21 protein-coding genes are annotated in these 26284 nt (G+C 50.4%); all 21 read right to left on the bottom strand.

Annotation, left to right across the window (positions count from 1 at the left end):
- Positions 1-27 precede the first annotated feature (27 nt).
- Entirely contained in the window at positions 28-2076 is a 2049-nt protein-coding gene (locus tag ACX1C1_RS12440; protein WP_458957386.1) for an alpha-amylase family protein, read from the bottom strand.
- Positions 2077-2176: 100 nt separating this feature from the next.
- A complete protein-coding gene (locus tag ACX1C1_RS12435; RefSeq protein ID WP_458957385.1) occupies positions 2177-3712 on the bottom strand; it encodes an extracellular solute-binding protein in 1536 nt (511 codons plus the stop codon).
- A 248-nt stretch (positions 3713-3960) separates the two neighbouring features.
- Entirely contained in the window at positions 3961-4839 is an 879-nt protein-coding gene (locus tag ACX1C1_RS12430; RefSeq protein WP_458957384.1) for a carbohydrate ABC transporter permease, read from the bottom strand.
- Between the two features lie 20 nt (positions 4840-4859).
- On the bottom strand, positions 4860-5813 hold the full coding sequence (locus ACX1C1_RS12425; RefSeq protein ID WP_458957383.1) for an ABC transporter permease: 954 nt from the start codon (positions 5811-5813) through the stop codon (positions 4860-4862).
- A gap of 21 nt (positions 5814-5834) precedes the next feature.
- Positions 5835-7829, bottom strand: coding sequence for an alpha-amylase family protein (locus ACX1C1_RS12420; protein ID WP_458957382.1), 1995 nt, complete (start codon positions 7827-7829; stop codon positions 5835-5837).
- Positions 7830-8172: 343 nt separating this feature from the next.
- Positions 8173-9591 (bottom strand): group II intron reverse transcriptase/maturase, encoded by a 1419-nt coding sequence (gene ltrA, locus ACX1C1_RS12415; RefSeq protein ID WP_458955974.1) that lies wholly within the window; start codon positions 9589-9591, stop codon positions 8173-8175.
- A 460-nt stretch (positions 9592-10051) separates the two neighbouring features.
- Positions 10052-10375: a DUF1048 domain-containing protein gene (locus ACX1C1_RS12410; protein ID WP_458957381.1), complete on the bottom strand. Its 324-nt coding sequence runs from the start codon at positions 10373-10375 to the stop codon at positions 10052-10054.
- A gap of 14 nt (positions 10376-10389) precedes the next feature.
- Positions 10390-10737 carry a DUF1048 domain-containing protein gene (locus ACX1C1_RS12405; RefSeq protein ID WP_458957380.1) on the bottom strand — a complete coding sequence of 116 codons (348 nt, stop codon included), beginning with the start codon at positions 10735-10737 and terminating at the stop codon, positions 10390-10392.
- Positions 10734-11042: a PadR family transcriptional regulator gene (locus tag ACX1C1_RS12400; protein ID WP_458957670.1), complete on the bottom strand. Its 309-nt coding sequence runs from the start codon at positions 11040-11042 to the stop codon at positions 10734-10736. The genes ACX1C1_RS12405 and ACX1C1_RS12400 overlap by 4 nt, the downstream gene beginning before the upstream one ends.
- Before the next feature lie 66 nt (positions 11043-11108).
- The gene (locus ACX1C1_RS12395; protein WP_458957379.1) at positions 11109-11876 is read right to left on the bottom strand and encodes an ABC transporter permease; all 768 of its coding nucleotides are present in this window, start codon (positions 11874-11876) and stop codon (positions 11109-11111) included.
- A gap of 1 nt (position 11877) precedes the next feature.
- Positions 11878-12639 carry an ABC transporter ATP-binding protein gene (locus ACX1C1_RS12390; RefSeq protein WP_458957378.1) on the bottom strand — a complete coding sequence of 254 codons (762 nt, stop codon included), beginning with the start codon at positions 12637-12639 and terminating at the stop codon, positions 11878-11880.
- 416 nt (positions 12640-13055) lie between these two features.
- A complete protein-coding gene (locus tag ACX1C1_RS12385; RefSeq protein WP_458957377.1) occupies positions 13056-14039 on the bottom strand; it encodes an ABC transporter ATP-binding protein in 984 nt (327 codons plus the stop codon).
- Positions 14040-14049: 10 nt separating this feature from the next.
- Positions 14050-14688 carry an ABC transporter permease gene (locus tag ACX1C1_RS12380; RefSeq protein WP_458957376.1) on the bottom strand — a complete coding sequence of 213 codons (639 nt, stop codon included), beginning with the start codon at positions 14686-14688 and terminating at the stop codon, positions 14050-14052.
- Positions 14670-14852, bottom strand: coding sequence for a hypothetical protein (locus ACX1C1_RS12375; RefSeq protein WP_458957375.1), 183 nt, complete (start codon positions 14850-14852; stop codon positions 14670-14672). Before ACX1C1_RS12375 ends, ACX1C1_RS12380 begins: the two co-directional genes overlap by 19 nt.
- Before the next feature lies 1 nt (position 14853).
- Complete coding sequence (locus ACX1C1_RS12370) at positions 14854-15645, bottom strand: ABC transporter permease (RefSeq protein ID WP_458957374.1); 792 nt, start codon at positions 15643-15645, stop codon at positions 14854-14856.
- 485 nt (positions 15646-16130) lie between these two features.
- Positions 16131-17669 carry a glutamine-hydrolyzing GMP synthase gene (guaA, locus tag ACX1C1_RS12365; RefSeq protein ID WP_458957373.1) on the bottom strand — a complete coding sequence of 513 codons (1539 nt, stop codon included), beginning with the start codon at positions 17667-17669 and terminating at the stop codon, positions 16131-16133.
- A gap of 851 nt (positions 17670-18520) precedes the next feature.
- The gene (locus tag ACX1C1_RS12360; protein ID WP_458957372.1) at positions 18521-21421 is read right to left on the bottom strand and encodes a transglutaminase family protein; all 2901 of its coding nucleotides are present in this window, start codon (positions 21419-21421) and stop codon (positions 18521-18523) included.
- Complete coding sequence (locus ACX1C1_RS12355) at positions 21411-22760, bottom strand: DUF58 domain-containing protein (RefSeq protein WP_458957371.1); 1350 nt, start codon at positions 22758-22760, stop codon at positions 21411-21413. Before ACX1C1_RS12355 ends, ACX1C1_RS12360 begins: the two co-directional genes overlap by 11 nt.
- Positions 22757-23812, bottom strand: a complete 1056-nt coding sequence (locus ACX1C1_RS12350; RefSeq protein ID WP_458957370.1) for an AAA family ATPase — start codon at positions 23810-23812, stop codon at positions 22757-22759. The genes ACX1C1_RS12355 and ACX1C1_RS12350 overlap by 4 nt, the downstream gene beginning before the upstream one ends.
- A 99-nt stretch (positions 23813-23911) precedes the next feature.
- On the bottom strand, positions 23912-25432 hold the full coding sequence (locus ACX1C1_RS12345; RefSeq protein ID WP_458957369.1) for a polysaccharide deacetylase family protein: 1521 nt from the start codon (positions 25430-25432) through the stop codon (positions 23912-23914).
- Between the two features lie 330 nt (positions 25433-25762).
- Positions 25763-26245 carry a thioredoxin-dependent thiol peroxidase gene (gene bcp, locus ACX1C1_RS12340; protein WP_458957669.1) on the bottom strand — a complete coding sequence of 161 codons (483 nt, stop codon included), beginning with the start codon at positions 26243-26245 and terminating at the stop codon, positions 25763-25765.
- Positions 26246-26284 lie beyond the last annotated feature (39 nt).

Below are 26284 nucleotides of genomic sequence, written 5' to 3'. Positions count from 1 at the left end.
GTTCTCCTCACTAGAAAGGTATCCCTATTATAAACGATCCGACGCAGGTGCTGAGCTAGAAAATTTAATACACTCCCATACGTCGAGACGGGGAACCGTAAATCGAATGTATCGTCCATCATATTCGCTGCTTAATTGGTCGCCCGCAATCAGTCGCTGGACTGTGCACGGACCAGCAGCATCATCAACTCGCAGCTCGACTTCGATGTTATACAGCGGCAGTGTTGTCGACAGCGGTCTTCTGCCCGCGCCGTTGACAAGATGCAGAAGCAGATCGCCATCTTTGCGGAATAACGTCAATTGAAGACCCTGATAGGAAGTAACAGAGACAAGCCGCTCGTCTCCGAGCGCCATATTGATCGCATTATCGATCAACACATAGTGTTCCTCTAGTTTAAAATCATTAATCAGCCCACTAAGAGAGAACGGGAAATATAGTGCGCTCCCCTTACCTACACGATGCTGTACAGCAAGCGGCAAATCGGTGTGTGAGACTGGCAGAGATGCCCGCTCCGGCGGCGCGCCAACGCTCTCGAGCGGGGAGAACGGAGGCACAAGCGTCGCGAGTACCGTTGTTCCTTGTACGGGCTTGCAATACGTGACCTTGCCTCTATGCGCGATGATCTCAGTCCGCGCAAGCCCCGCTTGCAGCGGATTCCCCTCACCCTCGAAACGGAGATACGAAGCAACAAGCGATTCGCTTGCAAAGGTTTCCTTCTCGATCCCGACCAGCTCGTATAATGCTGACAGCTCTGCGGGGAGCTCCCCTTCGGTCACGATATAACCGCCTTGCTCTACGAATGCGAGAAGCAACTGCAGGAATGATGGTGTCCAGCGGAATTGTTCAGGAATGATGACCGCCTTATAAGAAGCTAGACGCTCAGCCTCCGCCTGCTCAGGCAGAAGAACGTCGAACGGTATTTGCTTGTTAATTAAAGCATCGGCCCAGCCTTCTGCCGATCGGCCTGCATTCCACATCAACGCGACTTGCGACACCGCTGCTGCATCTTCCATATAGGGATCGACGATCGCGGCGTTTTGGTTCAGCTCGGCAACCGTATCCAGAATACGTTTGTCTGTAATCGTCTCCGGCACGCCTGTGAGCGAATGCCAGATTTGCCCGCCATTCGCGGGTATTTGAGCTAGCCAGAACTTGTACTCAGCTGTTGGCAGACCCGTATGACGCCAATCCATCCCTGGACATGAATGCACGATTCCGAATGGAGCCGGTCTGCCTGGCAGAGATCGACCTAACTTGATGCTCAATGCCGGCTTCCAGAATTCCGGTATTTCCTTATGACCCAGCGACAAAATATCTTGTGGCTCCGTACACATGAGGTCAGTTGTCTCGGCCCGCTCGAACAGATTGTCTCGATACAGATTGTAGTACAGAATCATGGGTACTTCGCCCCGTGTTTGCTTAATCAGTCGATGCATCGCTTCCATATTATCGCGCATGCAGCGGGAGGCGAAGTCCGGCTCCAGCTCGGTTGAGCTAGAAGGCAGCTCCTTGCCGTACATCGCACGATATTTGGTCTTACAGCGCTCGCAATGACAGTAGAAGTAACCCGGCGCATTAAAGAAAATGCCGTCGATATCATAATGATTCAGCACTTCCCTCAGAACAGGCTCTGCCACGGCTTCATTACGATAGTCACCGTTAATACATGTATTCATCAACATCGACCACGGCCCGGGACGTCTTGCCCCGACAATCTGCGGCTCGCCTGCGCCATCACGGACGAACCATTGCGGCCGCTGCAGATAAACCGAATCCTCCGCTTTGCTGAAGTCGAATCGGGCAATAAAACGAATATCTTGTTTATTGCACGCTTCAATAACGTCACGGAGCAAGTCTCGATGCTGCGGCAAATAAGGGTTAACCGTATGGAATGGGATGTTGGAAGGATACCAGCCATATATCCCCCCTACATTAAAGACGATCGCATTTGCTCCAAGCTCCTTCATCTGTGCAGCCAATTGTTCGGGGTCGATCTTCGCAGTATCTTGAACTTGCAGATTAGGCTGGACGACTCGGAGCGGCCTCTGCCACCATAACTTTAGCTCTTCGTTCACTCAGAATCCCTCCGCTTTCAATAATGGAACCGCCCCGCCCGCCCTATACAGGCGCAGTGCGGGGCAGTGGCAAGCTCATCGCTTCCCGTCAGCAGTCATTTTATTTTTCGAACTGTTTGTATTGTTCAGCCATAGCCAAGTAAGCTGCCTTCATCTCCGGCAAGTTGTTCAGCTTATCTACGTAAGCCTTAAAGTCGTCCATCGAAATTTGTCCGACGATCGCCTTAGTCACCATCGACAGGTACTCCGTCTCATACTTAGGCCAAATCGCGATCCATTCATCCGACGAAATGATCCGGTACGGGTTAACCTTGCCGATTTCGTCAAATTTCTCGACTTCTTTGATCTTGGCGTCGTTATACGCTTTGCTGCCCGAAGCGCTTGTTACTTTGCCCCACTTGGCATAGGCCAGCACGCCCGCGCCCTTGCTTGTCGTATTAACTTCCTTCACGCCTTGCTCTGTCAATACTTTCTGACCGTCTACAACTGTATGATGAATGTCCGGAAGTCCGTAGTAAGCCAAATCGGTCATTTCCTGCGAAGCCGTCTTGTCAAAGTATGCTAGTATCTGCTTCACCTTTGCTTCAGGCACTTTCTTCGAAATATAGAAGCCTCCGGCTACGCCTGTTTCGAGTCCAACGGCATCGCCGCCTGGTCCTGTCAGGTGCAAGTTCAAAATTTGCGCATTTTCTTGCCCAGACTTCTTCATTGCGCCTTCCCACTCGTTGTCCCACCAGATCGGACGTCCGTACGAAGCTGCGCGATTCGTCTTAAAGAGCTCTTCGGCTTGCGATTCCTTCATAACCGCATATTCCTTAGACATTAGTCCTTCCGCATACAGCTTGCGGAACCACTCTACCATGTCGGCATATTGCGGAGTTAGACCTGGATTCATCAAACCGCCCTCGGCATTATAGGTCGGATCGAGTGCACCGAAGCCCGCAGTAAACGATTCTGTTGGATTATTGATATACAGCAATCCAACCGTATCGTTTTTGCCGTTGCCGTCCATGTCGCTTTCAACGATCTTTTTAAGCGCGGCTTCATATTCGTCAAATGTTTTCGGAACCGGAATATTAAGCTTGTCTAACCAGTCTTTACGAATTTTAATGCCGCCGTCTACACGTGAGCGGGAACGTGGCACCGCATAGACCTTGCCGTCTACCGACAAGTATTTGAGCGCGTCTTCGGCCAAGTTATTCTTCAGGTTCGGATATTCGCTCAAATCGCCAAGGAATGGTGTCAGATCCCAGAATGCCCCATTTTTGACTGCGCTTACAAGCGTTGGTCTCATGCTGTTCGAATAGGCAACGACTTCAGGCAAATTACCCGAGGCAAGCAGCAGGTCGAGCTTATTATTAAGGTCGCCCGACGGTACCCACTCGATATCTAGCTTGGTGTTCGTCTGCTTCTCCCACTCTGACCAGAAATCATCCTTCATATCCGGCACTTCATTGTACAGTCCTGCGAAGATTTCGATCGAAAGCGGCTCCGATCCTCCGGCATTGCCTGCATTTGATCCCGCGTTAGCACCAGGCGAGTTCGAATCATTGCCGGCGCCGCATCCCGCCAGCATCGAAAAAGCAACAATTGCAGATACGCCTACACTCCAAGTTTTCTTCATGTTACGTTTCATCTTTTTGTTCCTCCCTTTTTTTGTTGAAACCGTGTGGCCTGACCGTTCTGACGTTGACCCTTGTTCTTGCGACTTGCTGACCTCATTGTACCTGCGTTCCAGCAGGCAACCTACAGACAAAGGATGATCCGGCAACCGTGAACAAAAAATGTCCGTACCTTTCTTTGCGCCCACTGGCGTTCATTGCCGCGAATGCTGAGCTCCGAATGCCCAAGACAAATTTTGTCCGTTCAACAAGTGTCCGATTGTTACCCTTTGACCGATCCCAGCATGACGCCTTTGGCGAAATGCTTCTGCAAGAACGGGTACACGATGAGAATGGGCAGCATGGCCAGCACGATGGATGCCATTCGAATCGTCTCTTGCGGTACGACAGCTTCATCACTAGCTCCAGCTTGAGCAACAGCACCGGAGTTGGAATCAATAACCAAGGTCTTCACCAAAATTTGCAGCGTCCACTTGTCAGAATCCGATAAATACACGAGTGCATTAAAGTACGTATTCCAGTGAGCGACCGCAAAGAACAGCGTGAAAGTCGCGATTGCAGGCATCGACAACGGCAGGATGATCCGCGTGAATACGCCGATATCGCTGCAGCCATCAATCTTGCTTGCATCCTCCAGCTCTGAGGGCAACGAGTCCATGAAGCTCTTGATCACGATCAAACTCCAAGCGTTCGTCAAGGCCGGCCAGATTAGCGCCCAGTACGAGTTAAGCAGGCCAAGTTCCTTCACTAGCAAATAGTTAGGCACGATACCGGCGCTGAACACCAGCGTGAATATAACGCCGCCCATAATGATTTTGTGACCAGGCATCGTTCTCTTCGTCAACCCATACGCCATCATAAACGAAACGATAACGTTAAGCACCGTTCCGACGACCGTAATGAATGTCGTGCTCTTAAATGCATTCAGAAAGCTGTTCGTTGACAAGATATACTTGTACGATTCAAGAGACCATTTCTCGGGGAATAAATAAAACTTAAGCGGTACGTAAACCTTAGGATCTGTAAAGGATACACTAAATACATATAGGAACGGGAATAAACAGCTTATTGATATGATTGTAATAACGGTGTAATTGATCCAATCAAACGCCGTCAGCTTTTTTTTCTGCACGAAGCTCATATCCGCTCAGCCTCCTTCATTTAATAAATACCTTCGTGACCGAGCTTCTTGACGATATAGTTCGACAAGACGATGAGGACAAGACCGACGACACCTTTAAACATACCAACCGTTACGCCAATGCTGACCTGACCTTGCAGGATGCCGTGCGTATAGGCGTACGTATCGAACACCTCGCCAACGGACAAGACAAGCGGGTTGATCATAAGCAGCACTTGCTCAAAGCCGATATCCGCCATACTGCCAAGTCTCAAGATTAGCAGAATAATGATCGTTGGGCGAATCGCCGGCAGTGTAATGTGCCATATTTGGCGCATGCGGCTCGCACCGTCAATTACCGCGGCTTCATAACGCTGAGGGTCGACACCTGCCATCGCCGCCAAGAAGATAATCGTGCCCCAGCCGGCTTCCTTCCACATATTCTGAGCTGTTAATATACCCCAGAAGTAGTTGGGCTGCGACAAGAACGATATCGATTCGTTGCCGGTCGCCGTAATGATTTTGTTAATGACGCCAACATCAACAGATAGGATAAAGAACGTCAAGCTCGAAACTACGACCCACGACAAGAAGTGGGGCATGTAGACAACCGATTGATGGAATCGCTTGAACGCCTCATGTCTGATCTCGTTCAGCATGAGCGCAAGCAGAATCGGCAGCGGGAAATGAAAGACAAGCGCAATCACGTTGATCGCGAATGTATTACGAAGCATCACATAGAAGTTCTTGTCGGCGAACAGCTCTGTGAAGTGGCTGAATCCCACCCATGGACTGTCCCAGAACCCGAGAAACGGATTATAGTCCTTGAAGGCAATAAGAAGTCCCCACAGCGGAGCAAATTTAAATACGATAAAAAACAGTACACCAGGCAGCACCAGCAAATAGATGGATCGGTGCTGCACGATGCGGGCAAGCAAACTGCCATGACTGGCAGTTGCTGCAGTCTTGGGCTTGATGGCTGCGGCCATATGCATCAATACTCCTTTGCATTACATTCATTGGTTGGGCGGTGTCTCGATCACGATTGCTTCGTACACGTCCCGTAGATCCAGCTCGAGCATCATTCCGTTATCCGTTTCGTGCCATTCGTACGTTCGGCCAGTCACGAGCGATCTCACTCCGTTCGGACGCCTGATGCCAGGCAGCCGTACAGTTATGCCTGTCAGCGGCAATGGCGCTCTATACGTTGAGCCGTTATATCCAGACAAATTAAGCGCTTGGACGAAGTGCTCGCCTGTTGGCAAGCGATGAAGCAGCCACTCGGTGCAGGCCGGCGCGTCCGTATGCAGCGCACATTGACCATCCATCAGCTCCAGTAGAACATCAATGACAGCATGCTTATGATCTTCGAAACCATGCATGGCGTATTGTGCCCCAGGATGCCAGCTGAAGTATGCCCCGCGCCCGCCTCGATCCGCAACACCAAGGCCGAAACCTCCGCTTTCCGTATGGCCGTATGCTCGTTCGGGAGGCCCGAAGTTAGCTGGGGCAACATGCGGCATACGCTTGTCTGCATCCTGTTCGAACGACATACAGGCAAATGGTTCTGCTATAATCCACGTTCGCTCGCCGAAGCTTGTCAGCCCTTTGTCATCCGACACACGCACGTACGAGGCAGGCGAGCTGACAATCTCTCCTTCATATGCGGCCCCGAACAATTGGCTCAGCGATTCTGTATCGTTCAAGAGCGCACAGCCAGAAGCCAGCACATGAACGCCATTACGCTGCAGACCCGCCAGTCCCGCTCGTTGTTCCTCATCCAGCATAGAGACTCCCGGCAGAATGATCGCTTTGACACCGCTGAGATGCGGCGTCAGTCTTGCTGTCAGCTGACCGATTGGCACGACGTCAAACTGGATATGCGCTTCCTTCAGCATTTTGAAGATGCCTTCGTACTCTTTGATCGCTTGAGGTTCCTTCGGTTTAATCAATGCCACATCAGCAAGCGATTCCAGCTTACCGTAGTAATGCTCATGCTCCGCGTGGAATCGGAATACCTTCTTCACCGCATTCAGATTATCTCCGTCTGGATACCCTTCGAATGCGCCGATGATGCAGAAATCGAGTCCCGATCCGCTTGCTATATTTTGATACAGACGAATCTCAGCCTCATGCTTGGACACTCCGGTAAACCGATATGTCAGATCAATCGCATTGATACAACAATTGCTGACCAGCTTGTCGTCCCACCCATGTTCGATCGAAGCTACGTTCTCCGAAGCAGAATACAGGCGGAGCGGATCGACCCTCTTCAGCGCCGTGTTTGACTCTTTGCGCACGATATCAACGTAGTCGGTGAAATAAGTGCAAATCGCCACTTCCGGGCGCAGCTCCTTCACATGTTTCTGGATACGCTGCAATATATCTCGTACCGTCGCTTCCTGGAACTGCTTATATAAGCCGTCCAGCTGATGCCCGGCGCCCTCGTACTCCATGAGATCAAGTCCGTACATGTCACTGAATCGAGTCCGGCAATTCGCGCAGTAGCAAGGTCCGTAATGATTGCCGCTGTAATCCCAATGCTGATAACCGAACATATTAAAGAAGATTCCGTCTACCGGGTAATTCATAATAACTTCTTCAATCATCTTCAGCGAAATCTGCTGCTGGTAATATCCATTCAGGCATGTATGCACAATACCGTTGTAATTGACTTCCCGACCATCCTTCGTCCGATAGAACCATTCGGGATTGCGATGAAACAAACTTTCATGCGCTTTGCTGAAGTCGAACCGGGCGATAAACTTGATCCCCGCCGCATGCGCCTTCTCCACGGCTTCACCAAGCAAATCTCGTTTCAAATACGGTGTCACATACTGATCCGCAAGCTTGGTTGGATAGAATGCGAACATTCCTCCAGCGTTCATCATCCATGCATTCGCATCATATTGTTTTAATTCCGCAATCAGCTTGTCTACATCCATATCCGCGTCCACTTCACGCAGATTATTTTGAATCAGACGAAGTTTGTTGGTTGACCACCAATTCATTTCTGTCTCTCCTTTCTTACGCTTCGTGCTTCTCTGCTGCCTACGACATTAGTGTAGACCTGACGGGAACGGGCGGTGTAGAGACATTTCTTGTTGTACCGCATCGGGAAAAATATGACCGATTTCTTCTGCCCGCATTGCCGCAACCGCCTTTGTGTGTATGATCTCGTAATAGCGATGCGGCACAAAGCGCAAAAAATGTCCGGTTTCGGACAATCGTTGCATCGGCCTAATCCATGTGTAAAAGGATGTCCATGCAAGCGATCGGGTAGGAGGCTACTCATTATTTGAGTAGCCGACCTCCCACACCACCGTACGTACCGTTCGGTATACGGCGGTTCCATTAGGACTGCGCAGTAACTTGTCGATAATAATCAGAAAAGAAGAGGAAACCTAGAGCATTTATAGTGGAGTTGTTAAGGGATTTGGAAAGGATAGGGCTGTTGGAGGTTCTCCAATAGCTCTTTCTTGTGTTTGCGTATTCCCATGCCTTCTGTTCGAGGATGCCGAATGATTTCAGTCGATCGAATTTTGTCCTGATTCGCTTCCATTGTTTCCAGTAGATCATGCGAATCCGTCTTCTCATCCATTCATCCGTCGTTTTGAGTAGCGACTTCATATCCGCTATCTTGAAGTAGTTGATCCACCCCATAATATAGCGTTTAAGCTTCATCGCACGGACCTCATTCCCCATTCCGTTGCTTCTCGACGTCAGCTCTTTAATTTTCACTTTCATCTTGGCAATGGCTTTCGGATGTATTCTGACCCTCGCTTGACCTTTATACCGATAGAACGAGAAGCCAAGGAATTTAACCTTTCCCACCTCATCCACGACCGTTTTCTCCCGATTTACTCTAAGGAATAGCTTCCCTTCGATGAAGGGAAGTATGTTCGTTAGAGAGCGCTCGGCGCTTTTCCTGCTTTTGCAGAAGATCAGCAGATCGTCTGCATAGCGCACGAATCGGTGTCCTCTGTTCTCCAGTTCCTTATCCAGTTCGTTCAGCATGATGTTGCTAAGTATTGGACTCAGGTTGCCACCCTGGGGCACGCCGATTTCTGTTTCCTCGAATTTGTGTTTGACTACGACTCCTGCTTTTAAGTATTTGTGGATGAGCGAGATGACTCGTCCATCTTTGATCGTTCTGGACAATACTTCAATTAACTTACTTTGATTTACCGTGTCGAAGTATTTCTCCAAATCCATATCTACTACATACTTGTAGCCCTCGTCGATGTTGGCTTGACTCTTCCGAATGGCATGGTGTGCACTTCGCTTTGGTCGAAATCCATAACTGTTATCCGAGAATTGCTTTTCGTAGATCGGCGTTAGCACCTGGGCAATCGCTTGCTGGATGACTCGGTCCACTACGGTCGGTATGCCTAGATTTCTCTTCTTTCCGTTCTCCTTCGGTATCTCTACCCTGCGAACGGGATTCGGACGATGCGTTCCGTCCAGAATAGACTGCTTGATTTTCTCTCCATTTTCTTTGAGATATTGTAGAAGTGCATCTACTGTCATCCCATCGATTCCATGAGAGCCTTTGTTTGCCTTTACTCGTTTGAACGCTTCGTTCAGGTTTTCGCGGCTCACGATCTTCTCAAGAAGTCTCTTCTCCGACTCGATTGCGTTGGTGTCATCCGTTTCGGCTATCCTCTCAGGAATGTGCACTCCCGCATATCCTTCGTGTTCCGCACTATTCTTCTGCGGCGAGCCTTCCATTGGAAGTTGGCTGCCCTTGGCTCCTGTATTGGTAGCTTTCATTGACGATCACCTCCTAAGATTCAGCCCTTCCCCCCTGCTGTCGACGGCAGGAGGTACTATGGCGTCTGCTGACTTCTCATGATAAATCTTGTTTCAACCGTGATTCGAAGCTAATATCTCTTCACGTCCATGAGACCTCCCACGGTAAGACGATTCACTTTCCTTCCATGCACCCGCACCATCTACACTGGCATGTCCGTGTAGTTCATTGGATTTCGCTTTGTTTGGCAAGCTCATCCCATATCCTGTGCCTTATGATGTTCGTGTTCCTCGGGTCGGAATTTTGCCTCCAGCTTCCTTCAGATTCCACCTCACGGTGGACACCCTTGCTCTTGGCTAGTGGTTGGTGACTACAAACCCCCACAGCGGACTTTCACCGCCTAGTTAATCGCCATGCGTGGCACACCAAAAAAGCCTCCGTCTATACGGAGGCCACCGAAGAGCTTACGAATTCATTCACTTACGATTTCTTACCCTTTTGCTGGAGGGATTCTTGATACACATCTGCATACGTTTTAGAATCCTTGATTAACTCGTCGCAGAAAGCCGCCACATCGTGGCCCGTCACTTCCAGCACCCCTTTATTCACGGCCGCGCCCTCTTCGAATAAATCGACGATCCCTGCAAGCAAACCCGTTCCTTCCGTCAGCTCCACGGGTCCGACCTTAAAGAGATATTTTTGAATTTCTTTATAGACAATCCGATAATCTTGCGGGAGCGCTTTGACTCGCGCCACATGCGCTCGCCACTCTCTTTTGCCTTCGATGATATCTTGTATTCTCATTATGCCCTGCCCTCCTATTTGCCTAATTTTTTGGCAATCGTATGGTTAAGCTGCTTGCGCCACTTGTCGCGGTAAGACTTTGCCCCCGATTCTCCGGCGAGCGCCGCGCAGAAACCTTTCATATCGTCGCCGAGCACCTCTTGGATATGCTGACCTTCGGCCGCCGATTCTTCGAGTAAGCCAAGCACGCCGTCAAAAATCGGCATAAGGTTGCGACCAGAGAAATTCGAGTGCGGGAATAGATTGGCAGCCACTTCTCCCCATGCCGCTTGATAATCCGCCGGCAGCTTTGTGACGCGCGCCTCAAATGCCTTCCATTCTTTCTTCATGTCATTGCCGGTAATTAATTCCCAGAAATTCATTGCTCCCTCTCCCTCAATTCATTCATTTTGGATGATACAAAGTCCCATTTATCCCAAAACTTATGCAGCTCCTTGCGTCCCGATTCATTGAGCGCGAAAAACTTGCGCGGCGGTCCCATGTCAGAGGGTTTTTTGGTGATATCTACCCACTTATTTTTTTCAAGTCGAATCAGGATGGTATACACCGTTCCCTCTACAACATCTGCGAAGCCGATGGCGTTCAACCGCCGCGTAATTTCGTAGCCGTACGTTTCTTTATGGCTTATGATTTCAAGGACACAGCCCTCGAGCACGCCTTTGAGCATTTCCGTCAGGTTTTCCAGTTCACTCACTCCTTGCTTTTCAGCATCGCTAGCTGTTCCACACTAATTCTACATCCGCTTCTTATAAGCCTTCATTGCAAAGAAATATGCCACCAACATAATACCGATACACCAGGCAAGCGCGACCCATATGTCATTGCCCGCCGGCTGATCCGACAGCAGCGCGCGGATGGCTTCCACGATCGACGTAACTGGCTGGTTCTCGGCAAAAACTCGGACGACCATCGGCATCGATTCTGTCGGCACGAACGCCGAGCTGATAAACGGCAGGAAGATAAGCGGATAAGAAAACGCGCTTGCGCCTTCCACCGAGCCCGCGGACAAGCCGGCAATCGCCGCGACCCAGGTCAAAGCCAGCGTAAACAGTACGAGTATGCCGGTCACCGCGAGCCAAGGCAGCACTCCGGCCGACGAGCGAAAGCCCATCATAAGCGCTACGAGAATGATGACGATAATCGAAATGACGTTGGATACCACCGAGGTCAGCACATGGCCCCAAAGAACGACGGAGCGCGAAATCGGCATGGAGTGGAATCGTTCAATGATACCCCGCTGCTTATCCAAAAACAGGCGGTATGCCGTATATGATATCCCGCTTGCAATCGCAATTAACAAAATGCCAGGCAACAAATAGTTCACGTAGTTATCCGTCCCGGTTTCGATAGCCCCGCCAAACACATAGACGAACAGCAGCATCATGGCAATCGGCGTGATGCAAACCGTGATAATGGTGTCCATGCTGCGAGAAATATGGCGCATAGAGCGACCGAGCATAACGCTAAGGTCGTTAAAAAAATGTTTTTTTACCGTTTGCATCTTATACGGCCTCCTTCTTGCCGACAATGGCAAGGAATATTTCTTCTAATGTTGGCTGTTTCTCTACATACTCCACAGTCGCTTGCGGGAACAGCCTTTTGAGCTCCGACAGCGTGCCGCTCGCAATAATCTTACCTTCGTGCAGAATGGCGATGCGGTCAGCCAGCTGCTCTGCTTCCTCCAAATATTGTGTGGTGAGAAATATCGTCGTACCTCCGGCCGCAAGCTCCTTCACCATCTTCCAAACCTCGATACGGGCCTCGGGATCAAGTCCGGTCGTCGGTTCGTCCAGGAAAACGATCTGCGGTTTCCCTACAAGACTCAAGGCGATGTCCAGCCTGCGGCGCATACCGCCCGAATAGGTTGATGCCTTGCGGTCGGCAGCCTCCGTCAGACCAAACCGTTTAAGCAAATCGTCCGCAACCTGACGCGGATTGCTCAGATATCTTAACTTTGCGATCATGATCAGGTTTTCCCGTCCGGTCAAAATCTCATCCACGGCGGCGAATTGACCGGTCAGACTGATCGCTTGCCGCACATGGTCCGGATTCAATACAACGTCGTATCCATCGACTGTGACGGTTCCCTTGTCTGGTTTGAGCAACGTAGTCATAATTTTGACCGCGGTCGTTTTGCCTGCGCCATTGGAGCCTAGCAAGGCAAAAATACTTCCCTTCTCCACCTTGAAGTTAACGTCCTTCAGGACTTGATGCTGTTTGTAGGACTTTTGCAGCCCCGTTACTTGGATCGCGATTTCTTTCATTTAGAATCATTCCCTTCTCTTTGATCATTTGTCCATTTCATCCCTATATGCTACTCAGTATGACTGGTATTAAGTATTACTAACTACCTCTACATAGTATAACGTAGTAGTGGAATTGTCAACACGTTAATTTGCCTAATTGAGAACACAAAAAAGCATGGCTGCCAGATGATAAGCAACCATGCTCATGATGCCAGGAAATACAAAATTAATCGTCGAACAAATAGAGATACACGTCCTCCAGATTAGGTCTGGCCATATATTCGCGCCAATGCTCCGGCCAGCTATCGCCAACCATCCGCACACGGAGTCCATCACTGTCATTCGAGATATTGCTTACCTCGCAATATATTCAATATCCGAAACCACATGCGTTGCGATAATCTGCTCGTTGCTTAAGTCCTCCATAAATTAATTCACATCCTTTTTCTCTCGTAAATGCGCTTAATCAAGTCCTCGACCTGCGGCTCATTAATTTTCAAATCTGTAATCGCATGCGACCTAGTGACGACCGTGATCGCCTCCGCAATCGTTATTGTCGAATCGGCGAGCTGGTACTGCTTGCGATAACCTTCATCTTTGCACAATACTAAACGGGGATCGTCAATCTCGGCGTGCGCCTCCTTAAACTCGATGGTCAGTGAGCGCTCCCCGCTGTATTGATCCTTAAACCGTTCCAACGATCCATCATAGATCTTTTTGCCTTTGTCCAGCAGCATTAATCGATCACAAATATATTCAATATCGTCAACATCGTGCGTCGTAAGAATTACCGTTGTCTGTTTCTCACGATTTAGCTCTCGAATAAATTGACGAATTTTGCTTTTAACTAGCACATCCAATCCTATCGTCGGCTCATCCAGATAGACGATCTCCGGATCGTGGAGCAGCGCTACGGCTAGGTTAGCTTTCATTTTCTGACCGAGACTGAGTTGACGAACCGGCCTGTCGAGAAACTCTTGCATATCCAGCAACTCTACAAAAAAATCCACATTCCGCTTATAGGTGGTAGAGTCGATCCGATACATCTGCTTATATAAATCAAATGTCTCGACCATCGGCAAGTCCCAATAGAGCTGGGAGCGCTGTCCGAAAACCACTCCTATTACTCTGGCGTTCTGCTTTCGTTGCTCGTAAGGAACACGCCCGCAGACTCGTATATGACCGCTTGTCGGCGTCAGGATTCCGCATAACATCTTGATCGTCGTCGATTTCCCAGCACCGTTTGCTCCGATATAGCCGACGAGTTCTCCTTTATTTACCGAAAAACTAACCCCCTCTACTGCCGATTTCACCTCGTATTCGCGAGTAATTAACGATTTGACTGTTCGGAGAAATCCTGTTTGCCGTTTGTACACTTTAAAATGCTTCGAAACGTCCGTTACCTCAATAATAGACATTCTATTCCCCCTAGGAGCCTGTACTCGTGTAATGCTTCAAGCTAAATAACCATAATCGGTAAGCAACTACAATAAGGACAATACCTACTAATGGCGTAAGATAAAGCATAACATCGAAAAACATCGTTTCATTTGGTTTTCCGAGAATGACATGCGCTGGAAAAAAATTGATAAACGCATACGGAAGTACAACTGTTAACAAGATTTGAATTGATTTAGGATAAGCCGAGATCGGATAACGGATAAACCTCCCTAGGTCTGACTGAAACAACTGGCGAATACTGTCAATTTTTACGATCCAGAAAGCAGGTAAATTGGGAAGAATGAAAAGAGCCGCTTGTATTAGCGTCGCACCTATCAATAATAGTGCCATCAAGAACCAATCCCATATACCTAGAGTTACATTCAGTTTATAGAGGCACAAGAGAAATGCACTGAAGGCAACAGTTAAATTACTGACATAATCGATAGTGGCATCCTTGGCAATCAAATACCAGAATGGATTCAACGGCTTCGTCAGTACATCATCAAATTCTCCTGTTAGTATTTTTCTTGAAAGCGTATTAAATGGTGAGAATAAAAAAAAGCCCGCAATTGCCCAGGAAGCCAAGTTCAAACTGTACAACAGCATCACTTCATATTGCCCCAACCTGCTATACCGCCGAACAATCGGATGAGCAACCACAAGAGAAGCAAATCGGTCGAGAACATAATAGCTTTGGCGGCAAATGCTAACAAAAACGCGCCACGATATTCGGCAGCTCCACGAATACGAACTAGAATTAATCTCAAAAAGAAGTGGGCGTATGCCATCTTAACCTCCATTAATATCGATCTTCTGGTTCACTTTGAACCACACTATCTTTTCTGCGATTAGAAGCAGTACCAACCAGCCACATTGAATCGCTAGAATGACCCAGGTCTGTTGTAGTGTTGTCTTCCCCATATAAATTGAGATAGGCTCAAAAATGATGTACTTAAATGGCAAGAAATTTGAAATTCGTAGAATTGCATCTGGATAAAACCATAAAGGGACGAAGGAACCTGCAAATATTCGCATGATCGACTGAAGCACCCAATCAACGAAGAAGGAGCTTTGAAGCCACATTACAGATAGGCCAAGCAAATAACTGATTTGAAAATGGAGTAACGCTCCCAAAACAAGTGATATTAGAAACATACCGTTAAAAGAGTACGAGATCTGTAGGTCGAGCTGCCAAAGAAGTAATGCAGCTAAAAATGCAGGGAGTGCATGAAAAAACAAGCCAAAAGCATTTTCGCCAATCTGATTGGCAAAGAGGTGCCACTTAAAATCGATTGGTTTAATAAAATCGATCGATAAAGAGCCCTCTCGAACTTTTAAGCCAATTTCGTTATGGATGCGAGTTTTCGTCACTGCAATCACTAACGTGCTGATCGCTATGTAAACCAACATCTGGTCGAGTGTAATTCCGTTGACGTGTACCTTGCCAGCATATAGCGCAGTCCATACATGATAAAGAATAAACAACCCGACAAAAGAACTGAAAATAGAGAAATAAGAGTTGGATCGGTAGACCGACAACTGTTTGAAGGATCGTTTCATAAACGCAATGTAAACGATCAAAGAAATCTGACCCCTTTCTATTTGATTCAGCGTTAAACCATAATGAACCAACATGGATTTTTTATAATTATTTTTATACCATAAAGATCCAAGTCGTGTAAAGGCATTTTTGTAAAAAACCGTAAACAGTGGAAAAGCACATCCGATGATCGGTGCTCTTCCTGTAGATCAATGATTAACTGACCTTTTGGGACACAAGAAACTCTCCGGGCTTGATAAGCTTCTTGCACAACTCCAACTTCTTAATGCTGAATCCTTGATAGAGTTCTCGTGAAAGTAATGAATACCCAGCCTAGTACAGTATATTTTTTCCATATGCATCGAAGTTACTGCTTCCGCTTCCTTAACACAAAATTCCTCTATCATGTACTTCATCCAAAGATACTAACTGCCCTTACACCTATCAGTTTCTGATTACAATTTTCCCAAAATAAAAAAAGAGCGTGAAAGTCTTATCCATCTAAGACTTTCACGCTCTTTCAATCTTATTCCCACTCAATTGTTGCAGGTGGTTTCGAAGTTACGTCATACACGATGCGGTTAACGTTGTCGACTTCGTTAACGATACGAACCGAGATTTTCTCGAGCACATCCCAAGGGATACGTGCCCAGTCGGCGGTCATGCCGTCGATTGACGTTACCGCACGGATACCTACTGTGTAGGAGTATGTGCGGGCATCGCCCATAACGCCAACGCTCTTCATGTTCGGAAGGGCGGTGAAGTATTGCCAGATCTCGCGGTCGAGGCCGGCTTTGGCAATCTCGTCACGCAGAATCGCATCAGATTCACGTACGATGTGCAGCTTATCCTCGGTTACTTCGCCAAGGACACGAATCGCAAGTCCTGGACCTGGGAACGGCTGACGCCATACGATCGCTTCTGGCAAGCCGCATTCTTCGCCAACTTTACGAACCTCGTCCTTGAACAATGCTTTAAGCGGCTCAACGAGCTTGAACTTAATGTCCTCAGGCAGTCCACCAACGTTATGATGCGACTTGATCGTCTGTGCCGTAGCCGTGCCGCTCTCCACGATATCCGTGTACAGTGTGCCTTGCGCCAGGAATTCGAAGTCGTCCAGCTTGTCCGACTCTTCTTGGAACACGTAAATAAATTCGTTACCGATAATTTTACGTTTTTGCTCCGGATCGTCAACGCCAGCAAGCTTGCCCATAAAGCGGTCACGCGCATCGATTTTGAGAACTTTCATGTCGAATTTGCCTACGAAAGTTTCCATTACACTTTCTGCTTCGCCCTTGCGCAGCAATCCGTGGTCGATAAACATACATGTAAGCTGATCGCCGATCGCCTTATGCAATAACATGGCTACAACGGACGAATCTACGCCGCCGGACAAAGCGCAAAGCACTTTTTTGTCGCCGACTTGATCACGAATTTCACGAATGGTGTCGTCGATAAAGGACTCCATCGTCCAGTTCCCGTCGCAATCACAGATGTTGTACAGGAAGTTGCGGATCATTTCGTTGCCGAATTCGGAGTGACGAACCTCCGGATGGAATTGAACTGCGTACAGCTTGCGGTCCGCGTTACTCATACCAGCGATTGGCGCATGTTCGGTGCTAGCGTCAACTTGGAAGCCGGCAGGCGGCTCGATAACCAGATCGCTATGGCTCATCCATACCGTTTGTACACGGTCTAGACCCTGCGAGATGTGGCTGCCTTCAACAAATTCAACCTCAGCTTTGCCGTATTCGCGTTTGCCTGCGCGTTCCACTTTGCCGTTCAGTTGGTGGGACATCATTTGCATGCCGTAGCAGATGCCAAAGATTGGCACGTTCAAGTCATAGATCGCTGGATCTACAAGAGGTGAATTTTGTTCGTAAACGCTAGCCGGTCCTCCCGAGAATACGATGCCTTTCGGCGCCAATTCGCGGATCCGTTCTACCGGCGTATTGTATGGCAACAGCTCGCTGTACACGCCTAAATCCCGAATGCGGCGCGCAATCAGCTGATTGTATTGTCCTCCGAAATCGAGAACAACGATAATTTCATTTTGCTTCGTCATGACCGAGCCTCCCTCAATTGATGCAGTAATTATACATAAGCGCGTCAAATAGAGTCAAGGTGTGACAAGCGTCCTCATCCACAATGTGCACCTTTTCACCAAATCGTCATCAGAGGAACAACATGAGGTCAAGGCAGCGCCAAAGCTACATCAGCGGAAAATGAAGTCTGGGCAGCGCCAAAGCTACATCAGCGGAAAATGAAGTCTGGGCAGCGCCATAGCCACATCAGTGAAACATGAGGTCTGGGCAACGTCATCAAGTTTGTCGCGACTACACTTCTCTACTTTCCCTTGTCTCCAGCACCTAGTCTCCAGCTAACTGCTCTTTCGTAATAGCTCGTGGATACTCATTCATCCAACTCACCTCGGACGCGTGATGTATGTAAACATTCACATAGAATCGTCAAACTAACCTTTTAAAAAATCAATGTGTGAAAAATATTACTTCCAATAGCCCAACTCGTTACTCATTCGCATCATTATATGTAAAAATTAACATACGATCACCCAACTAACCTTCCAATACCTCAATGTATGTACATTTTCACATCCAATACCCAACTTCTTACTCCAACTTGTTACTCAAACGCATCATTCTTGTGTTAGTTTTCATCCATCAGCGGAGCGCCCAACTTTATCGATTTAAGATGTTAATGAATTTACTTTAATCGCATAGAGGTTGATGCCTGCCTCCTTTTGTGCCGATATCCAATCCTATTGCTCGGATAGAGTCTTCTCTGTTTCGCTTACCAATATGCAAACATCCTCCACAGAACAATTCCGTGGAGGATGAATAATTGGGCTACGTGACAGTTGAGTACAACAGTGATAGTTACCGTTGGATGCGAGTTTCATGTAGCCTGTGATTTTTGATGTTTTTTCCCCTTCGCCACCGCTCGATGCTTAAGTTGTTTATTTGTCCGAATCTGTTTGAGAAGCAATCTGCATACGTGAGAAAGCTCTTGAGCTTGGGGTGCATGCCGCAGTGTACCAGGCGGTTCATAACGCGCAGCTTCCAGCCAATGGACTACTTGATCAAGTAACATGCGACGATCTTCATCCAGCTTCTCTCCTGCTACTGCTGCAATCTCCCGTAACGTTAAAGCGCCGGCGTCTTGCTCAATACGATTTCCAGATGTACTGCTTATAAGCACTTTCCCCACCACCAGCTCGAGAGCGCGGATAAGATTGCTCCGCTGACGCTCTGCAATAACAAGCTCACTGCTATTAGCGCCTCTCATACTACGCATACCCGGCTCTACCTGCCGTTTAAGCCGCCGCCGCAACAAGTCCATGACGTATCCAACATACTTGCCACTACGATCTGCCTGCATAGACCTTTTCATGCCACTTTGTGCACGCTTTGTGCTTCGTTCAGGCAACACGATGTGACTAGTTCGATCGATGCTGTTGTCATGCTCGTGTGCAGCACTACGGACTGCGTTGCCATGCCGTGCGACACCTCCGGCACCAGCACCGGCATTCGCGCTCGCCCCGCCATCGCCGCGAGCCGCCGCCTGCTGCGCCAGCCGCGCAAGCGCTTCGCTCGCCGCGCCATAGCGCCGCAGCGCGCGCCACAGCCGCAGCCGCCGGCGCTGCCCGGCGGCCAGCGCCGCTGCTGCCGCCGCTAGCGCGGCTCCGCCTGCGGCGGCTGCCGCGCCCGGCGACGCCTCCGCGGCGTCCCAGGCGCTGCGCGCCCCATCCGCGAGCGCATCCGCCGCTCGCCGCACCATCGAGGCGGCCTCCTCAGCCGCCGCCTCGAACCTTGCCAAGCCGGTCGCGCCTCCGGCTAGACCGGCTGGCACAGAGCCGTCCGCGTTCGAAGCCGCTCCCGGATCACCTCCCGGCGCCGCTGCAACCGTTGCGGCGCCGCCATAACCGGGGGTCGGGTCGAACGGAACCCAGCCCGCCCCCTCCATATAAACCTCAACCCATGCGTGCGCGTCCGATCCACGTACTTCGTAGATCCGCTCAGAGGGAACAGCAGCGCCAGCGGTTGTTTCGCCAAGCTCACCCGTGTCGTCCCCGGATGTGAAACCTTTGACCCATCGCGCCGGAATCCCTTGCGAGCGCAGCATCACGACCATCGCTGTCGAAAAGTGTACGCAATACCCCTGCCTCTGCTCGAACAGGAAATGATCAACGAAATCAACATTCGCGGGCGGCACCTCGCTGCCAGCTCTCGTATAGGCGTACGTGCTCTCCAGATACACCTCTACCGCTTTCACGCGATCATACAGATTCGTCATGCCCGCTCCTGCCACTTCCGATGCGAGTGCAGCAACTCGGCCCGGCAACGATTCCGGCAGCTGCAAGAATGGCTTAAGCTCCTCTTCCGTCAACTTCTCGACCTTCGCCGCAGCTTTCTCTTGCACTGAACCTGCGCCGCCATCCGCGTAGACAGCACCTACTCCGCCTAATGCCCTCAACGAATTCGCATCTGTAATGGGCAAAGTACTTCGCACCGAATATCGCGAAAGCTTCGCCGTCTCGGAAGCCGCGTACAACGCATCCGTGTCATCGCTCACCAAAAAACTGCCAAGCTTCCGCCGGGGATCAGCCGCGATCAGCTCCGTTACTTCCCCATCCAGACCCGATGCAAAAATCGGCATCTCCGCTGCCGGATTCTCCCATACCACCGTCTGCTCGACTACTCTTCCTTTCAGACTTTCGCCATCCAGCTGCGCAACTGTAGAAGCACCAGCCTCCTCCCCCTTCACCGGCTTCAGTGTCAGCGGCCTCTCGGCATTGCTCCAGCCTCTGCCATCGTAAATCGATTTCGATTCACCGCGCCAATAGGCCCTTACGGGAGACAAACCTTTGAACAGAATCCGATCATCCGTGCTAATCGGCATACCAAGCTCGCTATCATCGAAGCCATAACCGGTAAGCGCCCTTCCCAGCTGGTCAGTATTCATATGCTTCATCGTTGCAACCGCTTTGCCATTGCCTCCGATAGTGTTGATCCCTTCCTGCAGCCGGTTGGTCATCGCTGTCGTCCAATTCGCCGGGGCGAGCTCGCTTTCTCGATCAACCGTTGCAAGCAACGCTCCTCCTGCGATGACAAACGTAATGAAAGTAGCTCCCGCTATCCAGCTTTTGTCCATGCCGCGCAGACGATTTTCGCTAATATCGAGAACTCTTCGAACACGCGGTATCGTGACGATTGCCGCCAGCAGCAGCCCTTCCACCGTCGTACGTATGAACCCGCCAAGTATATCCATACCCAGCCACACATGCAGGAGTCCCAAATAAACAAGCGTCACTGCCGCGATGCCAAGCGATGCTTGCCTGATCCAGACAAGCGCCTGCAGCGCAGGTGCCAACATCGCCCAGCCAGCGAACAGCATTAGCGTTCGAAGCTCGCCCGACATCGCCCACAGACCGCTGCGCATCATTAACGCAACATTATCTCCAATCAGACCGGGGAGCCCAACAAGCCACTCAATCGAGCTTTGCTCATCACCTTTGTACAGCCACATCAAACACAATACGCAAATCACGGTGTGCACGAGAAAAGACATGATCCACGGCATCCGGAACAGTCCTGCGGCTAGCATACAACCAATAATCGCGAGCAGCGGCATCGGATGATAAATGACTGCCCATTCCCTTGCGCTGGTCCAAGGAAGAAGCCATTCGGATAACAAACCAAACAGCAGGATACTCGTGACTATGCGATAAAAGAAAGAGCCTTCTCCTTGATTCCCTCTTTGAGTCTGCTCGTGAGTTCCTGCTTGATCAGATGACATGAGTCTCAGCCCCTTTCTCGGCCGAAGACCATGCGGCTCCGGATAATGCCAGTGGAATCCAGACTACATGTAATCCTTTTGTTTCCATCGCTTTGGCTTTCTCCCGCATCTCTGATGACAGTTGCTCACCTTCCATGGCTAGATGAAGCGCAACCTGACTCCCTTGCCACTCTGTCTGCGTGGATAAGGACAACCAACGATCGATTGACCGCCAATCGCCGCTATACAATTGGACAGCCTCGCCGCCGCGTACTGTCGCATGGATCAGACCTTCCGCCGCGTCTGCGCCTTCCCGATTTTCGTCAGCGCGAAGCCGAGAGAGCAGTTCAAGCAGCTCCTGATGGCGATCATGACTTGTATCGGAGCCGTTTAGTTCCAGCGTCCAACGATTCGTCGCGACACTTACAACTGCCCCGGCCCGCGATAATCTTCTGGCATCAAGCGCCAGCTTGCCTATACATGCTTCGAAACGGGAGTCTTCATAGCCATAGCCTTCGGCAGCCGTATCCAGCCATAATGTGACGGCTTGCGGCCACTCTGGCGCATATGTCTTCACTCTTATGCCTCTCCCGCGCGCCGCAGCGCGCATATCGAGATGGCGCAAGGAATCTCCCTCTCTGTACGGTCGGCTATCCGGTCCGAGCCCAGGAGCAGCGTGCAGCTTTTGCGGCGCAGAATCGCCATACAATCCACCCCGGTCCCATGCACCAAGCGTTGCGGCAGCATCAGCCGCTTCCCATTTCACTAGTCCTCGATGAATTGACGTTTCTCCCGCGTACGCCGGCGGAGCAGGCCAGACCAGCATCTCACCTTGTACGGCTATTGTTCTGTGGATCGCCGTTAATCCGAGCCAATCTCCGACGGTGATCGTCATATCACGGAATCCATACACGCCTCTTCTCAGCTGGTTCACGGAATACACGACATCTGTCCGGGAAGCCGTTCCCGGCATGGCAACAGCGCTGAAGGCAAGCGCCGATGGCGTCATTAACGTCCCATTCTGGGCTTTCTCACTAATCGACATCCAGACCCAAGGCATCCGCCAGCGCCTCTCGAGCACTACCCTGACTTCTGCTTCCTCGCCAGCCGTTAGAGTATCCGTTGGCAACTGGCGCACAGCTGTTATCCCTCGCGAAGCGATGAGCGGCAGTATGCCACTGAATACCGTAATGCCTAACAATACACTTAAGGCATACCATTCCAGCGCTCCACCGCGCAGAATTACAGCTGCAGTACATCCCGCAAGCGAAACCAGAATGAACCCCCAAGCGATCCATCTCGTCCGGTAACGCAACGCCGAGTGAAATGGATCTTTCTTACCCGCCTTGTTAGCCTTCATCGCCGTCCCCTGCCTCCACCTGCGGCGCTTGCTTCGGACGGCATCGGGATCTGGCGGACCAGCTTGGCAACAAGCTGTCTTGCAGCCTCACCTGCATGCGCTGCGCCCGCTCCGCCCTTAAGCACCAATCTGTGCGCAAGTACCGGCTCAGCTGTCCCAAGCAAATCGTCAGGGATAACGTAGCCTCTTCCTTCGATATATGCCGAAGCTTGTGCCGCCCGCAGCCAATCCCGGAGAGCACGGGGACTAAGCCCTAACAATACTTCCGGCAATCGCCGGCTGGCATTCGCCACTGCGACCATGTACTCTAGCAATGCTGGATGCACATGCGCTTGTCTAGCCTCCGCTTGCATTTGCAGCCATTCCTGTGTCGCGATGACGGGACGTATTCTTTCCGGCTCCACCCGCCTGCCCACCGCATACTGCTCCAGGATCGTCTTTTCGTCCGTGGCGCCTGGATAACCGATCGACAATCGCATCATGAACCGATCCATCTGGGCCTCCGGCAGACGATTCGTGCCTTCGAAGTCTAGTGGATTTTGAGTGGCAATGAGCATAAAGGGCACAGGCAGCCGTCTAGTCTTCCCCTCTACCGTTACTCTTCTTTCTTCCATCGCTTCCAAAAGCGCAGATTGCGTGCGCGGCGACGACCGATTGATCTCATCCGCAAGCACGACATTCGCCATAATGGGACCCGGACGGAACTGCAGCTCTCCCGACTTTCCATCAAGCACAAGTCCTCCTGTTATATCCGCCGGCAGCATATCCGATGTGAATTGGATACGCTTGAACTCGCCGCTTACCGTTCTTGCCATCGCTCCTGCAAGCAATGTTTTGCCAACGCCAGGGATATCCTCCAGCAGCACATGCCCACCGGCCAGCATAGACGTTAACAGATGTTTAATAATAGCTTGTTTGCCCACCAGCACTTGCTGGGCCTTGCTCTGCAGTCTGTGCAGCAGCACCTGCGGCGGCTCCGTCCATGCGTGATGCATACTCGCGCCCTGATGCTCGTTCTCTGGTTCCAAGCCTATGAATTGAGGGGTTATCATCTCACTGTCGCCTCCTGAAAAATAAATCTATCTACTTTTCAGTTTCGCCAGTATCCTCCCCGTTTAGACCTGCTAGATTACACTTATCGCCGCATTCTACTAGGATGCGATCCAAACCTCTCTCTGCTGTTTCGTATATACGTAGCTATCGATTTCAATACCGAACTGTGCAAGCGTGGCTCTCATTGGCACGTCAAGCTGACTTGGATCATCCTGCTCGGACTGCAGATTATCCGCGAGCCAGAACCATTGTCTGCCGTCTAGCGTTACCTCCACAACCTGCTGCTCTTTGTCCAGCTCCGCTGTACCACCCAACCATTCGCTGAGCTTACCTAGCGGTACACGGATGGAATCGTTCACCAGCTTATATTCCGACGGCTGCAGCTCGAGCGTTTTTTCTCCTCGATGAACGACGAGCACCGGCTCTGTCAGTACCACAGCGCTTTCCTGACGATCAAGCTTGGAGGCGAATTGCACAAGCTTCGTTTTGTCTGTTTCGCTAACTGGCCCCCTGCTCCATTTCGATTGTTTAGCTAGCTGGAATTGCATCGGCTCTACCTTGTCATTTAACGTTGCAAAGGTATATCCCAGTTTTTTGTAATAGGCAATAATAGCAGGCAGCGCTTTGACCGTCTCCGCATGACCCGCACTATCGTGCATCAGTACATTTAGTGTATTTGCGATTTTGGAACTATGTATATTGGCGATAATTTCCGCTGCGGGCACACCGACCCGCTTGGAATCGCCGCTGTCTACATTCCAGTCGTGCACCTGATAGCCGGCCTCATTCATCGCGTCGAAATACCCTTTGTCAAAGTTGGAATACGTGCCGCCCGGCGCTCTCACGAGCGTCGTCCTGATGCCAGTCGCCTTGTAGATCGCATCATCCGTCTGCATGACCTGAGCTGCGAAATTACGGAAGCTTCCATACAACTCCTTGTACACATGATTGTACGTATGATTGCCAATAGCATGACCTTCGGATACGAGCTGTCTTACCATCTCAGGCTGGCGCTCCACTTGTTCGCCAAGCAGGAAGAACGTAGCGTTCACATCCTCCTGTTCCAAAATCCGCAGCACCTCCGCCGTATGCTGACTCGGTCCGTCATCGAAGGTCAGATATACGACCTTTTCGGCTGGTTTAGCAGCAAGTCCAGCTGTAGTCGTACCAGCTACGTCTGTACTGCCTGTCCCAGTCCCTGTACCGCTTCCTTCTGTTGCTGCGTTGCCTGCTCCTACTCCTGCTCCTGCTCCTACTCCTGCTCCTGCACCAGTATCGCCCGCTCCTGACGTTATGTTTCCTGTTACGCCTCCTGCTACATCCATATCTATTTCATCTGTTTTTTGGTTTACTTCTGTTGCGACGTCTACTTCGGCTCCTTCTTGATCATCTTGTCCCTTCTCTGCTGCTCTATCATTAACCGCTGCTGTCACACCGGACTTCCCTCCCGGCTTGGAAAGCAGCGACTTAGCCTCATACTGATATGTGATCGTGCGGAAATCGCTGGCATTGCCTGACGCCTCAACCGCTCTGTTATGCCACACCACCTCGCCGCCTAGTTGCATCACGCCAAACCATAGTAATGTCACACACATTGAAGCTTGTACCAGTCGTCTCATCTTGAGTGCCACCTTCCTCTATCAAGGGTACTTACTTATTACCGTTTTGATAGAGTATATGAATCAGCTCTCTATGTAATGCCTGCAATCTATCACCTTCAGCCCCTTCTCCTCCGCCATGCACAAAAGCGCCTCTCGATCCAGAATCGGGAGACGCTTGATTTGGTTCATTTTCTGTTGTGGGCGTGGCCGACACTCCTGCAACCCGATTTTCTCGGGCTCCAGCGCTAGCTTGGATACTCACGCTAGCATCCTGACATGTGCAAGACAGCGAGGTTGGTTGTCAGTTTCTCTGCCTGAATAACTTACTCGCCCTGCCAGCTTTGCCAGCTAGCTCCTCTTCCGCCCTGCAGCCTTCTCGTGCAGCGATTGTGCCGCTTCCAGCACCTCGGCTGCATGCCCCTTCACCTTAACCTTGCGCCATTCCCGCACAAGATTGCCCTTCGCATCGATCAGAAACGTCGAGCGTACAATCCCCATATACTCGCGGCCGTACAGCTTCTTAAGCTGCCACACGCCGTACTGCTCGCACACCTTGTTCCCTTCATCTGCAAGCAGCACATACGGAAGCTCCTTCTTCGCTATAAAATTCAGATGCGACTTGATACCATCCGTGCTGATCCCGAGCACGACCGTATTATGACATTCGAATTCGCTATAACGATCCCGCATATCGCAGGCCTGCTCCGTACAAGCAGGCGTCATATCTTTGGGATAGAAGAACAATACAACTTGCTTCCCCCGCAAGTCCACCAATGACAGCATATCCCCATTTGACGCAGGAAGCTTGAATTTAGGCGCTTTTTTGCCCATTTCTAGTGCCAAGACAAACCCTCTCCTCTCTCCATCGAT

The organism is Paenibacillus sp. strain BS8-2 (assembly GCF_054483835.1).
Note: the sequence above shows the minus strand (reverse complement) of the source record. Positions and strands in the feature narration are given on the sequence as shown.